12 protein-coding genes are annotated in these 13,716 nt (G+C 67.8%); 9 read left to right on the forward strand and 3 right to left on the reverse strand.

Going from position 1 to position 13,716, the window contains the following annotated elements:
• Positions 1-565 precede the first annotated feature (565 nt).
• Positions 566-1,234 (reverse strand): response regulator transcription factor, encoded by a 669-nt coding sequence (locus E2651_RS19770; protein WP_135332506.1) that lies wholly within the window; start codon positions 1,232-1,234, stop codon positions 566-568.
• Positions 1,231-2,313 carry a sensor histidine kinase gene (locus E2651_RS19775; RefSeq protein ID WP_167828841.1) on the reverse strand — a complete coding sequence of 361 codons (1,083 nt, stop codon included), beginning with the start codon at positions 2,311-2,313 and terminating at the stop codon, positions 1,231-1,233. Before E2651_RS19775 ends, E2651_RS19770 begins: the two co-directional genes overlap by 4 nt.
• A 352-nt stretch (positions 2,314-2,665) precedes the next feature.
• On the opposite strand from E2651_RS19775, the gene E2651_RS19780 reads away from it, so the two are divergent.
• On the forward strand, positions 2,666-2,989 hold the full coding sequence (locus tag E2651_RS19780) for a hypothetical protein (protein ID WP_135332508.1): 324 nt from the start codon (positions 2,666-2,668) through the stop codon (positions 2,987-2,989).
• Between the two features lie 437 nt (positions 2,990-3,426).
• Here the strand turns inward: E2651_RS19780 and E2651_RS19785 are convergent, their stop codons facing one another.
• Positions 3,427-3,921 carry a snapalysin family zinc-dependent metalloprotease gene (locus tag E2651_RS19785; protein ID WP_209446194.1) on the reverse strand — a complete coding sequence of 165 codons (495 nt, stop codon included), beginning with the start codon at positions 3,919-3,921 and terminating at the stop codon, positions 3,427-3,429.
• Positions 3,922-4,263: 342 nt separating this feature from the next.
• Between E2651_RS19785 and E2651_RS19790 the strand changes: the two genes are divergently transcribed.
• The 8 genes from E2651_RS19790 (at position 4,264) to E2651_RS19830 (ending at position 13,601) form a co-directional block, all read left to right on the forward strand.
• Complete coding sequence (locus tag E2651_RS19790; protein ID WP_135332509.1) at positions 4,264-4,560, forward strand: 4a-hydroxytetrahydrobiopterin dehydratase; 297 nt, start codon at positions 4,264-4,266, stop codon at positions 4,558-4,560.
• Between the two features lie 386 nt (positions 4,561-4,946).
• The gene (locus E2651_RS19795; protein WP_135332510.1) at positions 4,947-5,666 is read left to right on the forward strand and encodes a response regulator transcription factor; all 720 of its coding nucleotides are present in this window, start codon (positions 4,947-4,949) and stop codon (positions 5,664-5,666) included.
• 489 nt (positions 5,667-6,155) lie between these two features.
• On the forward strand, positions 6,156-7,004 hold the full coding sequence (locus tag E2651_RS19800) for a 2,3,4,5-tetrahydropyridine-2,6-dicarboxylate N-succinyltransferase (protein WP_135332511.1): 849 nt from the start codon (positions 6,156-6,158) through the stop codon (positions 7,002-7,004).
• Positions 7,005-7,168: 164 nt separating this feature from the next.
• The gene (locus E2651_RS19805) at positions 7,169-8,362 is read left to right on the forward strand and encodes an acyl-CoA dehydrogenase (protein WP_135332512.1); all 1,194 of its coding nucleotides are present in this window, start codon (positions 7,169-7,171) and stop codon (positions 8,360-8,362) included.
• Positions 8,363-8,870: 508 nt separating this feature from the next.
• Positions 8,871-10,109: a hypothetical protein gene (locus tag E2651_RS44680; protein WP_209446196.1), complete on the forward strand. Its 1,239-nt coding sequence runs from the start codon at positions 8,871-8,873 to the stop codon at positions 10,107-10,109.
• A gap of 1,039 nt (positions 10,110-11,148) precedes the next feature.
• The gene (locus tag E2651_RS45955) at positions 11,149-11,739 is read left to right on the forward strand and encodes a tyrosinase family oxidase copper chaperone (protein WP_135332515.1); all 591 of its coding nucleotides are present in this window, start codon (positions 11,149-11,151) and stop codon (positions 11,737-11,739) included.
• Between the two features lie 31 nt (positions 11,740-11,770).
• Positions 11,771-12,661 carry a tyrosinase family protein gene (locus E2651_RS19825; RefSeq protein ID WP_135332516.1) on the forward strand — a complete coding sequence of 297 codons (891 nt, stop codon included), beginning with the start codon at positions 11,771-11,773 and terminating at the stop codon, positions 12,659-12,661.
• Positions 12,662-12,899: 238 nt separating this feature from the next.
• The gene (locus tag E2651_RS19830; RefSeq protein WP_135332517.1) at positions 12,900-13,601 is read left to right on the forward strand and encodes a hypothetical protein; all 702 of its coding nucleotides are present in this window, start codon (positions 12,900-12,902) and stop codon (positions 13,599-13,601) included.
• Positions 13,602-13,716 lie beyond the last annotated feature (115 nt).

Below are 13,716 nucleotides of genomic sequence, written 5' to 3' on the forward strand. Positions count from 1 at the left end.
TCGAGTCGTCGTCAGAGCGCGGCATCGGTTGCGTAGTTGCCCTCGGAGCGGGCGGCGCGGCCTTCACTCCTTCGGCGTCGCAGGACCGCCGGCCTCCCGACCGCACAGATGATCAGAAGGCCGCGCTGCATGGGAAGGCCGCCCAAGGGCAGTGAATCCAAGGCCAGTTGGCACCAGGGGATGGGCGAGCTCGAGGCTCTTCCAGTGCTGTCGGCGCTCCCGCCGCAAAGGTAGTGATCTCCGCTGAGTGCGGCGCCTGCCGCGCACGGGGCCGGGAATGACGTCAGCCCGGTGCGCCGGGCCTCGGTGGGGGATTCCGAGGCCCGGCGCACTGTTCCCCCTCTGCTGCGGGCTCGCCCTGCGGGCGCGGGCGTTCACGCACCGCGGTGAGCCGTCGCAGGGGGCCCGCCACGCGCCGCCAGGGTGGGTGAGTACGCCGGCGGGCGCGAGGGCGGCGAACACGCAACTGGGAAGCGTGTTCGCTATTACCGAATCGTGTTTCGTTACATCTGTCAAGGCCTCCCTCCCGGGGTCGGACTCGCGGGGGGAGAGAGCCCCCTGCCCTTCATTCGCCGGGAACGAGCAGCCCGCTCTCGTAGGCGATCACGACGAGCTGGGCACGGTCCCGTGCGCCGAGCTTGGTGAGGATCCTGCTCACATGGGTCTTGACGGTCAGCGGCGACAGCACCAGCTTGTCCGCGATCTCCTGGTTGGACAGCCCTCTGGCGAGCACGGCCAGCACCTCCAGCTCCCGCTCGCTCAAGGACTCCAGCTCCGGCGCGGGCGGTACGGACTCGGCCGCATCCCTGCGCACGAAGTCCTCGATGAGATGCCTGGTCCGCCGCGGCAGCAGCAGGCTGTCGCCCTTCGCCACGGCCCCGACCGCGGACACGAGCTCGTCGGGGGCGGTGTCCTTCATGAGGAAGCCGCTCGCTCCGGCGCGAAGCGCGGCGAACACGTACTCGTCATGACCGAAGGTGGTCAGCACCACCACCTTCACGTCTGTCAGTTCCGGATCCGACGTGATCGCCTTCGTGGCCGCGATGCCGTCCATCCCGGGCATCCGGATGTCCATCAGTACGACGTCAGGACGCAGGGCGCGCGTGAACTCGATCGCCTCGCTTCCCTCCGAGGCCTCTCCCACGACGCTGAGCCCGGGCTCCGAGTCGATCAGGAGTTTGAAGCCGGCGCGCACCAGCATCTGGTCGTCCACCAGCAGTACGCGGATCGTCATGAGGAGGCCTCCGTCGGAATCTTCGCCGCCACCCGGAAGCCCGGCGGGCAAGGGCCGGCGTCCAGAGTTCCGCCGGCGGCCGCGACGCGCTCCTTCATGCCCCGCAGCCCCAAGCCGCCGCCGTCCGCCTCCCGGTGACGCGTCCCCGCTCCGTCGTCCGTCACGCTCACCCACAGCTCCCGGTCGTGGAATTCGAGTTTCACCTCTACCTCGGTGCCGGGCCCCGCATGCTTGAGCACGTTGGTCAACGCCTCCTGGACCAGCCGGTAAACGGTCGCGCCGATCACCGCCGGAACCTCACGCCGACGCCCACGAAGCGTCCAGCCCGCGTCGAGCCCGCCTGCCCGTGCCCGCTCCACCAGCGCAGAAACGTCGTTCAGCCCGAACACCGGGGCCACCTGGAGCGCACCCGGGGCTCCCTGGCGCAGCAGTCCCAGCGTCGTGCGGATCTCCTCCAGCGCGGTCGTGCTGGCGCTGCGGATCAGTTGCAGCGACTCCCGTGCTTCCTGAGGTCGGCGTTCGATCACATGGGCGGCGGCTCCCGCCTGCACGTTGATCATCGCGATGCTGTGGCCGATGACGTCGTGGAGCTCCTGGGCGATGCGCAGCCGCTCCTCACCGACGCGCCGCATGGCTTCCGCCTCGCGGGACTCCTCGGCCCGCTGTGCCCGTTCATCCGCCGCCATGCGCAGCTGGCGCTGATTGGCCACGGCCACCCCGATCGCCGAAGCGGCCACGAACCAGCCCAGCTGGGCGCCGTTGCGAAGGTCGAACGCCGGGACGTGGCGCACCACTTGCGCGGTGACGAACACCGCGGCCAGGATCACCAGTGTGCTCGCGGCCGTGACCCGCACTGTCAGAGTCAGCCCGATGTAGTAGAGGGCGGCCAGGACTGGAAAGCTGGATGGAAACACCTGAGCCGTCAGGTAGACCAAAACCAGGCACGCCGTCAGTACCAGTGCCAGGCCGGCCAGCGGCCTCTTCCGGCACCACGGCAGGACGGCGCAGCTCAGCGCCGCTGCCGCCACCTCGGCGAGTCGCGGAGGCTGCCCCTCCACCGCCGCGGACAGGGCCAGCATCGCCGCGCACAAGGCGACTGTTCCCAGCCCTACCTCGGCCCCACGTCGCATGTTCCGAAGCTAGACCAAAACGATCGTGGTACCTCGCAACAGATGAGCGTTTCGACGACCGAGTGAGGCGAGGGATGTACATCTCCCGGAGTACGCGCCCTCGTCACCCCATCGCCGGCAGTACCGCGGATACCCCGTCGGCCGGACGCGCTCCTCCAGCGCTGTCGTCCACCCTGAAGAGGCGCCTTCGCATTCCCGCCCAGCGGCGGAACAGATGAGGAAGGTGAGGAGGACTCCCTCCTGACGCCGACCGCGGCCATGGCCCGGCAGGCGTGTCCGCCCCCATACCTGGAGCGCCTTGGTGATCCCGCACGGCCAGTCTGACGAGAACCCCCTTCTGCGCGCGTTCGATGCCTTCCAAGAGAGCGTCGTCCTGCCCGGATCCCAGATCGCCGCACGTCCGTGGTGGCGGGCGAATGATCCGATCCATCGGTGGACGGTCACGATGCCCACTGTCACCCCTGACGACAGGCGTGGCACGCACACCTTCGTGGTGCTGTCGCCGACGGCTGTGGAGGCGCTGGCCGCCGCCCTGCGAGAGGCCGGCCAGGACGAGGCGATCCGGCACCGGCGGAACGCGGCCGTTGACGCCGATGCCGCCGTGATCAAGCTCTGGGGGCGGTAGTGGTAGCGGTGGCGTCCGTCCGGCTGCGTCGCGCTGTGCGTCGAAGTGGTTCGGGCGGCTTTCCCACCCTGCCGCTCATCGCGCCGCCACGGCCGCCGCGTCGTCGTTCGTCCTGGCGCAAGTCCCCTTTGCGCAGGTCGCGTTCGGTGTAGCGGTCGTGCCGCTGCCGCAACTTGCAGACGAGGTACGAGACGTCGGTGGACGGCCGACCGGGACCCGCCTTCCCTCGGCCGCCGACAACCACCGGCGTCGTCGGGCAGTCGAGGCAGTCTCCGGCGAGTCGAGGGGCAAGCCCCGGCGGAGCGCCGTGATGACCATTCCGACCCCGGCGCCCAGGCAGATGATCAGGGCGGCGATCAGAAGCGCCGGCGGCGCTTTGTCGCTCACTTCAGTCCCCTTCGAGCTCCCGGTTCGCCAGTGCTTGGGCGGGGGAGCCGCTACCCGGCGGAAAACTTCGCATCGACCGTTGTCGCTTCCGCGTCACTGGGCCGAGAGCTGGTACAGCCGGTTCCCGCGCTGGCACCCGACATCAGGTCTTCGCAGCGCCCCGTCCTGTTGTCCGGCAGGCCGAGGATGTGGCCCAATTCGTGCGCGGCGATCCGCGTCGCGTCGTGCCCGTCGTCGACGGCTTGCTCACCCATCACGAACCTGCCCGTGCCGAGTCCGGAAGGCTCGGCATGCGGCCATCCGCTGTCGGCGTGGGCGGTGATGTCGGCCGGTGTGCCGGGCTCCAGGCGGATGCTTTTCACGGATGCGTTCCATTCTTTCGCGCCCTGATCGATGGCTGCCCTGTACTCGGCTGCTCCCCTTGTGTCGTACGTAATGACCCGTACTCCCGTACCCGAGTCGTCCTGAGAGGCGAACACGGAATTCTGGGTGAAGGCGAGGCAGGCCAACGGGGTGAGTCCGAAGGCGACGAGCAGCGTCTTCAACCTGTGCGGCGACATGGCTCTCCTGGAGCGGGTGTGGGGTCGGGAGGGGCGCCGGCCGGGCGGGCGTCCGGCTCGTCGGCCGCCTGTAGTAGAGGACGGACGATCGTCGGCCAGATCCGTCTGGAGGACGATTTCGGCGGCACCTTCGGTCAAGGCCGCCGGCTCTCTTGACTCTTGACAGGAGAGGTAACGATGTTCCGTACTAGTGAACAAGTTTCGGATGTTCAAGCGTCTGGCGATGTCGCAAGCACCCTGCGATGCGGGGGATCAGGCGATGGGGCCGTGGCAACAACTCCCCCGTGACCGAGAGGTAAGACGTTGCAATCAAGAAGGCATGCGTCGGTGCTCAGCGAGATAGAGATCGAGGCGTATCTCGAGGCGATCCCCGGCTGGGAGCGGATCGGGGACTCCATAACCCGCGTGTACGGTCTCCGGCCGCATGGCTATGTGCCATTGGTCGTCCACATCGTGGATGTCGAGCAGCGGGTGGGACACCATGCAGACATCGACCTGCGGCGGGACCACGTCCGTTTCACGATCACCACGCACGCTGCGGGCGGGAAGTTGACCATCGCGGACTTCGATCTGGCGAGGCGCATCGAACGGGTCGCGGCGCTGCACGAGACGAAGCAGTGGTGAGGGTGTGAGGGGGCGTCAGTGGTAGGGCCGTCGAGCCGCGCGCCTGGGGGAACCCGGTCCGGCGGAGACTGTAGGGGAGCAGGCTCCGCCGGACCGACCCGTGGGGGGCGAGAGAATTCAATGCCGGACGGTCGTCTCTGGCGTCCGTCTCCAGAGGGACATCCCCGGCGCTGGTTCGGCCGCAGGTGATGGAAGCGATTCCGTAATTCCGAACGCCGTCTACAATCTGGCCGCATGACAGCAGGGGCAGTCAGAAAGTACTTCTGCCGGGGATGCTGGTGGGCACCGGACGTCAGTGAGAGGACGGCACGCCCCGAGCACCCACCATCATCGACAGGCGTGTGCGTTGTTCGCCAGTTTCGCCACGATCCACGATCGGAAGCCAAGTGATCCGCATTCTGCTCGCTGATGATGAGGCTTTGGTCCGACAGGGGATACGGCTGGTGCTCGAGTCCGCCGAGGACTGTGTCGTCGTCGGCGAGGTTCCTGACGGCTCACAGGTGGTCGAGGCTGTCAGAGCACACAAGCCCGACATAGTCATCGTCGATATCCGCATGCCGAGAGTCGATGGGCTTCGCGCCACCCGTCTGCTGACCGGACTCCCGCGCCGCCCGAGGGTCATCGTCCTCACAGCCTTCTCGCTCGACGATTATCTCTTCGATGCGCTGGAGGCCGGTGCCGACGGCTTCGTCCTCAAGGACGCGTCCCCGTACGAACTCATCTTCGCCGTCCGGGCGGTAGCGGCCGGCGATGCCTTGATCTCACCGGCGATGACCCGCCGCCTCATCGAGCGCTACGCGTCGTCAACCGCAGTCCGCGGCACCCAGGCCCGCGATGCGGTGGACCTGCTTTCCGACGACCACCGTCACACTCTCTTCCTGATCGCACGTGGCTTGTCCAACGCGCAGATGGGCGTCCAGCTCGGCATGACCGAGTCGCGGGTCAAAGCCAAGGTCAGTGAGGTTCTCAGGGAGCTTGGCGTGGCCAACCGGGTGCAGGCGGCCACGATCGCCTGCACGGCCGGAATGCTGGACCGGCCCGCGCACCCGTCCACATCCCCGCCCCTGCTCCCCCGGCACGGTGAAGAGCCCTCGCGTCGCACGTGACCCGGCGGCAGTCGAGTCGAGGAGCCTTTGACGAGCGGTTGAAGAGTCCGGTGCGGGGTGCGCTGACATCGATCAGCCAGGCCCAGTTCTGGAACAAGGACGCACCAGCGACCCGTCCTCTTGCGCGCGGTTGCCGCGACCGAAGATCCGACGAAAGTCGCACAGCGCGCGAACGAACGTCTTCGCATTGCCGCGGAGAATGACGTGCCCGCCGGCATGAGCCATCGAAAGTCGGACACATCGCCCTAGAGGACGACCTGCCGACGAACGTTCGTCACGCGGATCATCCTCGAGGTCGAGCTCTCTGGACGACCGTTGCACTGCCCCGCGCCGCGTGCCCTTCTCCCGTTTGGTGCGGATGATCTCCCTGGCTAAAGTCCGATCCGATTCGTCAAGTCATGACGATTAGTCAGATCCCTTTCCCGCAGGGCCATGTGACGGCCCTTTGCCTGCGGAGGCGGGGAGATCCGGAGGGAATGAACGATGTGCATGTGGACGCCGAGCGGCGCCACCTTCTTGGCGAACCTGCGGAGCGAGATCGAAGATCTCTGGCGTCGGCAGGATGACGTCCCGCCGACTGCCCGTGAGGTCAGGGCTGTCGTGAAAGAGGTGATCCGCCTGCTGGACACCGGTCGGGTGCGCGTGGCCGAGCTCGTGGAGGGCGAGGTCGTGGTGCATGAATGGCTGAAGTCGGCGATTCTTCTGTTCTACAAAATGGCCCAGCCGATATCCGCCCAGGTCGGCCCTTTCGAGTGGGCCGACAAGACTCCCCTCAAGTCCGGCATCGCCTGCTCCGGCGTCCAGGTCTCGCCCGGCGCCGTGATCCGCGAGGGCAGCTACCAGGCCCCCGGGGCAGTGGTCATGCCGAGCCACATCGGCATCGGGTCCTACGTGGACGCCGGCACGCTGGTGGACTCCTGGGTCGGCATCGGATCCTGCGCACAAGTCGGTACGAACGTCCACCTGTCCGGGGGAGTCGGCATCGGAGGCATGATCGAGCCCCCCATGGCCACGCCTGTCGTGATCGAGGATGGCGCGTTCATCGGCGCCCGGTCGATGCTCTACAGCGGTGCCCGGGTCGGCGAAGGAGCGGTCCTGGGCGCCGGATCACTCCTCACCGACACCATTCCCGTGATCGATGCCGCCACTGGAGCCGAACTCGGCCGTGGCCAAGTGCCGCCCTGGACCGTCGCGGTGCCCGGCAGCCGTCCGCGCGAGTTCGACGGCGGCACGTACGGACTGCCCTGCATGCTGGTGATCAAGCAGCTGAACAAGGGCGAGCGCCACGACAAGGCCAAGCTCAACGACGTGCTGCGTACTCACCCCACGCACGTCTGACCTTCACTCGAACCACCGCGCCCACCTGCGCGACCACCCTGACGCGCTGTGCCCCGGTCCCGTCCGCCACCGTGGACGACCGCCGGGCCGAGGCGGCCGAACGCCCGCCCACCGCACGTTGCACGTAGGGCTCCTGACACGATCAACAAGGGAGCAGTCTCACCTTGAGCGAGATTCATACGGTCCTCGCCCGTCACCCCGAACTCGACGGCATCCATTCCCGGCTCACAGCGTTCCTCGACGCTCATGTGCCCGAACCCCTGACACAGGACGACCCGCAGCCGGACTGGCTCGGTCTGCGCGGAGAAGCGGCGTCAGCCGGGCTCACCGGCATCGACATCAACCCACTCGGCCGACAACACGACCTGCGCCGCGTCGCCCAGGGAATGGCGATGTTCCTTGCCGGCCGGCGGGACTGCGATGCGCGGGAGATATTCAGCTCCGGCCACGCCGCGATGGCGCTGCGGCACGGGTCTGCCTCCCTCGCCCGGCACGTACATGAACAGGCGGTCCAGCAAGGCCACTTGGTGGGTGTGGCGTCCAGCGAACCGCAATCCGGTTCGGACCTGCGTGGTTTTGAGACCATCGTGGTCGACCACGATGACCACCTGGTGCTCTCAGGCAGAAAGGGACTGATCAGCAGGGTCGAGGAGTCGATCGGCTTCGTCGTCTTCTGCAAGCTCGTCCACCGGGACGACGTCGGCGCCGTCGACTTGCGCGGTGTGCCGCTGTCGGCGGTCTGGCTGCCGATGGACGCCAAGGGCATCCTGACCGAGACCACCGAGCCCCTGGGCATGAAGGGCTGGAGCTTCGGGCACCTGCACTTCGTCGACGTCCAATTGGACAAGGACTGCCTGCTCGCCGAACCGGGGGCAGGACGCCGGATCTTCGACACGCACTTCTCCGCCTGGCGCCTGATGATGGCCCTGGTGTGCCTCGGAGCCGCGAGCGCCGCGATCCGGGAATCCGCGGCCCGCACCCGACAGCGGACTGTGGGCCGTACGGCCCTGGCCGCCATCCCGTCCGTCGCCGCACGGATGGGCAGCGCCGCAGCCGAAGTCAATGCCGCCACCGCCTGGTGCTTCTCCCTCCTGGAGCGCATGGACCAGGGCGACATCGACGCGCCGGGCTGCTCCGCAGCCAAGGCATTCGCCACAGATGCGGCCTTCCGCGCCGTGGACCTCGCCCTCCAGCTGCACGGCAGCCACGGCTATACCCGGCACACCCCCATGGAGAAGCGGCTGAGGGACATCCGCGGGCTGCGTATCGCGGACGGTCCCAACGACACCCTCTACAGCGTGTTCGCCCACACCTTGCTGACCCAGGCCCCCAAGGCGATGGAATCACCGGCTGTTTGACCGCCTGCCCGCGGGCGACAGTCAAGGGCGGCTGTACGCAGCCGGATTGAGCCCCATTCTGCAGCCGGTCAGCCAGCGTTCGATCGCTGTGGTTGATCTACATCCTGAGATAGATCCACCAAACCATCGTTCGCTCTTGAATCCCACTCGCGGGCTGTTCGGACCGGGCGCGCGCAGAGCGCAGAGGCAAGCCGGGGTCCCCGACCGATGCCCCGGCTCGCTGCGCTCTGGCCGCCCGGGCCCGCCTCACCTCCCACGCAAAACACGAAGGGCGCCTTCATGGGCAAGCATCGTAAGAAGTCGACGTATGTGCCGAGGCCAATGGCGAGAGGCCTCGCCACGGTAGGCCTCGCTGTAGTAGCTGCCGGAGCCACCGCGTCCCTTGCTCAGGCGGATGAACCTGGCGAGACGGAGATGTCGGCCCCGGACGCCGTGCCGGACGAGACACCAGCGGAGGGCGGGCAGACGGCCGGCACACCGGAAGCGCCGGCCCTGGACGGCGGACCGGGTGAGCCGCCCGCCGGAGGGGAAGCCTGCGCAGCCGGGCGGGCAGCCGGAGGGGGAGCCTGCGGAGGGGGAGCCTGCGGAGGGTAAGCCTGCGGAGGGGGAGCCTGCGGAGGGTAAGCCTGCGGAGGGGAAGCCTGCGGAGGAGAAGCCCGCGGAGGAGAAGCCCGCGGAGGAGAAGCCCGCGGAAGGGAAGCCCGCGGAAGGGAAGCCTGCCGAGGGGAAGCCCGCGGAGGGTAAGCCTGCCGAGGGGAAGCCCGCGGAGGGTAAGCCTGCCGAGGGGAAGCCCGCGGAGGAGAAGCCCGCGGAGGAGAAGCCTGCGGAAGGCAAGCCCGCGGAGGGGCAGCCCGCCGAGGAGAAGCCTGCCGAGGGGAAGCCCGCGGAGGAGAAGCCCGCGGAGGAGAAGCCTGCCGAAGGTAAGCCCGCGGAGGAGAAGCGTGCGGAAGGCAAGCCCGCGGAGGAGAAGCCCGCGGAGGAGAAGCCTGCCGAAGGTAAGCCCGCGGAGGAGAAGCGTGCGGAAGGCAAGCCCGCGGAAGGCAAGCCCGCGGAAGGCAAGCCCGCGGAGGGGAAGCCCGCCGAGGGGAAGCCTGCCGAAGGGAAGCCCGCGGAGGAGAAGCCTGCCGAGGAGAAGCCCGCGGAGGGGAAGCCTGCCGAGGGGAAGCCCGTCGAGGGGAAGCCTGAGCCCGGTGGGCAGGCTGACGGGAAGCCCAGGCCGGGTGGTGAGCCGTCTGCCGGTCAGCCGGGTGGTATGCCCGGGGGGATCGTCGGTGGCGGTTGGGACGGGCACGGCTTGACGGAGTTGATGCGGTGGGTGGTGAACCAGCTGTCCGATTGGGTGAGTTGGGTGGCGGAGATGGCTGACGGGGACGCCGACACGCCTGGTCTCGGCACCCCGGCTGCGGAGCGCCCCGGCGCGAAGATCCCGACCGCTCTCAACAATCATATTCAGGGTCTCGACGACAAGCAGTTCAACCAGCTGCGGGACTACATCCGGAGTCAGAAGGGGGCAGAGTGGCTTCCCTTGCAGAGGACGTTCTCCAGCGACAAGGGCACGACCGGCGATCCCGCCGCCGTCGGCCACGACCACTGCGATACCGAGCGTCCGAACCATCCCGATAGCGCCTCCAGCAGGATAGAGAGCACAAGCACAAGCACAAGCACGAGCACGATCTCGGGCGAGAGGAACGAGGGCCGGGGCGAGTGGGCGGGCCTCCCTTCGCCTGCGCAGTCTCCCCAGCAGTAGATGTTCGGGCAGCGGGGTCCCCAGGGACCCCGCTGGGTGATCCCGCCTCCTGGCCAACGCCGCGCGGCGGCCGTATGACGAACAGTCACGCCGCCGCGCGGGGCGCACCAGGCCGATCGGTCCTCATGCCGGACACCCCGTCGACTGTCAACGATCGGCTTCCAACCGACGGTGAGGCGGGGTTCCTTTCCTTGCTTGTTCTACGGACCTCTTTGCGGCCCGCATATGCGAGGGAGCGCCGATTGCGCCGCCTGCCGCGGCCGTCGGAGAGTGAACCGACGGCTGAGCCAGGCCTGTTACCGCCATTGATGGGCGAGATCGCCGGTGGTGCTCGTGGCTCATGCCCCAGAGCGCGGTGGTCTGCGGCGGGGTAGCCGTTCCCAAGTGCCGGTCCGCGCACAGCAGTGTCCGCGCCTCGCCCAGGAAGCTGCGTACCGCTCAAGATCGGTCTCGTGCGCGTCGCCGAGCCCCGCCCGGTCCACCGGTGCCGTCATGGTGGCGCGGTGCGCCGACAGACCCCCTGAGTGAGGCGCCCCGGCTGCGGTCACGACGGCAGCAAGCCGTACCCCGACGATGTGCGTACGGCTCTCCACGGGGCTGATGCTCAGTGAACGCGGCGGTCTGCGCGACGACTTCAAGTCAAGCGACCCACCTTGGAGACCGGTCCGGCAGGGCGGCTGGGGGCGGCGGCTCTGCCGGACCGACGACGGACATTCAACGCCTGGCGATCGTCGCAGCGGATCCACCCCCAGTCGTATGTCCCGCAGCCATCAGTTCGCGCAGTCCCGTCGCGGGCTCTGTCACGTCCGACGTCAGACAGGGGACTGCCGGGCCGGGACAGCGGGGCAGAACCACGCGGTAGATCTTTCGGCGGCCCGATCCTCATCCAGCAAGGGGATACGGCCGACCTTCGACACCCTCAGAATCCTCGTGCCGCAGCGCGTCTCGTCGCGTGCGCATTTTCGAATTCAGGCAATCCATCCGCCGGCGCGGCTCACGAGTCGAAACGCGGGCCGCGCCCGGATCGAGGGAGAAGTCGATGAACGACACCGCAGGTGCCGATACCAACAGCGGTGCCGGTCCCGGAAGTACCCGTCGCCGCGTGCTGGGCGCCGTGGCCTTCGCCGTCTGCACGTCTGCGGCCTTCGCTGTCAAGGCTTCACAGTCGGGTGAAAGCGGCGACGGGCCCGGTGCCCACGCCGGATCGCATCGGTCGGACGAGCCGGCCACCAGCGGGAACCAGGACAGTTCCCACGCCGGATCGCATCGGTCGAGCGGGCCGGTCGAGGACGAGGCCAAGCCGCAGCATTCCGGCCGGCCGGGCGAGGACCGTCACCAGCCCGATGGACACGAAGCGCAGCGGCCGTTCGACGAGACGTTCAAGGGGCGCCGCATACGGGGCAGGGCCACCAGAGCGGAGCAGCACCATGAAGGCGGCTACGCCGTATTCATCGACGGCCGGGAGCTGCACGTCATGCGCAACGCCGATGGCACTTGGAGCAGTTCGGTCAACCACTACCAGACCTTCACCGACCTACGGGCGGTGGCACGGGCCGCGGTGGACGGACTTCAGGGCGCCACGGTCGCTTCCCTTGCCACCTGCGCACTTGATGTCGGCCGCTGGCCGTAGATCCGAAGAGAAGAGCTGAGAGACCCACTCGATGGTACGCAGAAACCAGGCGACCCTGAGCGCCGGTGAGAAACTGCGCTTCGTCGCAGCGTTGCTGGAACTGAAGCGCAGCGGCCGATACGACGCTTTCGTCGCCACCCACAACGGATTCATCATGAGCGACACCGACAACGGCGATCGCGTCGGCCACCGTTCGCCGTCGTTTCTCCCCTGGCATCGCAGATTCCTCCTGGAATTCGAGCAGGAACTGCAGGCGGTCGACCCCTCGGTCGCGCTTCCCTACTGGGATTGGACGGCCGATCGCAGTACGGATTCCTCTCTCTGGTCGGCCGACTTCATGGGCGGCTCCGGCCGTGCCGGGGACGGCCGGGTGGAAGACGGCCCGTTCGCCTTCAGTAGAGGAGACTGGCCCATCACCCAACGGGTCGACGGACGGAATTTCCTGAGCCGGGCGCTCGGCAGCGGGGGGCGCCCGCTGCCGAGCCGCTCAGAGGTCAACTCCGTACTGGCCATGCAGGTGTACGACATGCCCCCGTGGAACAGCTTGGCGGACGGCTTCCGCAACCACCTCGAAGGCTGGCGCGGCGTCAATCTGCACAACCGCATTCATGTCTGGGTGGGCGGCCAGATGGCCACCGGGGGTTCCGCCAACGATCCGGTCTTCTGGCTGCACCACGCGTTCGTCGACAAACTCTGGGCCGACTGGCAGGCGCGCCACCCCGACTCGTCCTATCAGCCGACCACGGAGGCCGTGGACGTCGTGGCTCTTCGCCAGAGCATGCGGCCGTGGAACAACGTCACCCCGGCCGACATGCTGGATCACCGCAAGTTCTACACCTTCGACAGTGGGCCGAACAGCCGGAAACCAGGGGGACTGTTCCCCGACGTGGTCGGCAGGCTCAGACGCCTTCTCACCTGTTGAATTTCCATGATTCCCCGGGATTTCCGGCAGAAGACGGACGCCAAGAACTTTCGTTCGCAGCAAAGTGCTCGGCGGCAGGTCACTCTGTTCACCTCAAAGGCCAAGCCGAGTGACAAAGAGTTCCATCTGGCAGACGGGACGCACCATTTTAGCGTCCGGCCAGATCCCTATGGAGAAAACAAGAAGGTCCACAATGGGTAAACGCAGGAAAATATCGCTCAAGCCAAGACCCATACGAATGGGTCTGGCGACAGTTGGCCTCAGCCTCGCGACTGTCGGCGTCATAACCGCAACGTCCCAGGCAGACGACAAGGCTGTTGCCAGCCGACAGGACGACGCGCCGGACCACGGCAACGGGCCGCAGGTCAAGGCACAGGACAAGGCACAGGACAAGGCGCAGGTCAAGGCACAGGACACAGGTCAGGGCCGACAGGTCAGGACGCAGGCCAAGAAGTCGGAGGACAAGTGGTGGAGCCCGCCGCAGGACGAGGCACAGGACAAGCGTGACGTCCGGCGGGCCAAGGCGCCGACCGCGGTTGAGCACGATGCGAAGGACAAGGGCTACGGCCACCGGGGCACGAAGCCGGACCAGAGCTACGGGCGGGCGGCCACGGCGGAGCGCGCGGATCACGGTCGGCGTACCTACGCGCCGGTCAGGGCGGAGGACAAGGATTACACCCCGTCGGCCAGGGCGAAGGAGACGGGCTACGGCCAGGACCGCGGCCAGGTGCCAGACGCCGCCAACTCGCAGGACTATGGCCAGTCGGTAACCCGGCAGTACGGCGACTCGCAGTACGGCGACTCGCAGTACGGCACTGACGGATGCGCGACCAGTGACAGAACCCAAACCTCGGATCAGTATGCGCCGCAGGACCGTTCGCCGCGCTCCGACTACGGATGGTCGGGTTTCGCTGATGCGCTTTCGCGCTATGGGCTCTGACACCGAAACCTGCTGATGCGGAATGGCGGTGCACCGTTCGGCGAGAGCGCACGACGGTGCACCGCCACCCTGCATGGCCAACTTCCGGGCCCCTCGGGCCCTAGTCCCCCCGCCC

This window comes from Streptomyces sp. MZ04 (assembly GCF_004684775.1).
In the GTDB taxonomy this organism is placed as follows: domain Bacteria; phylum Actinomycetota; class Actinomycetes; order Streptomycetales; family Streptomycetaceae; genus Streptomyces.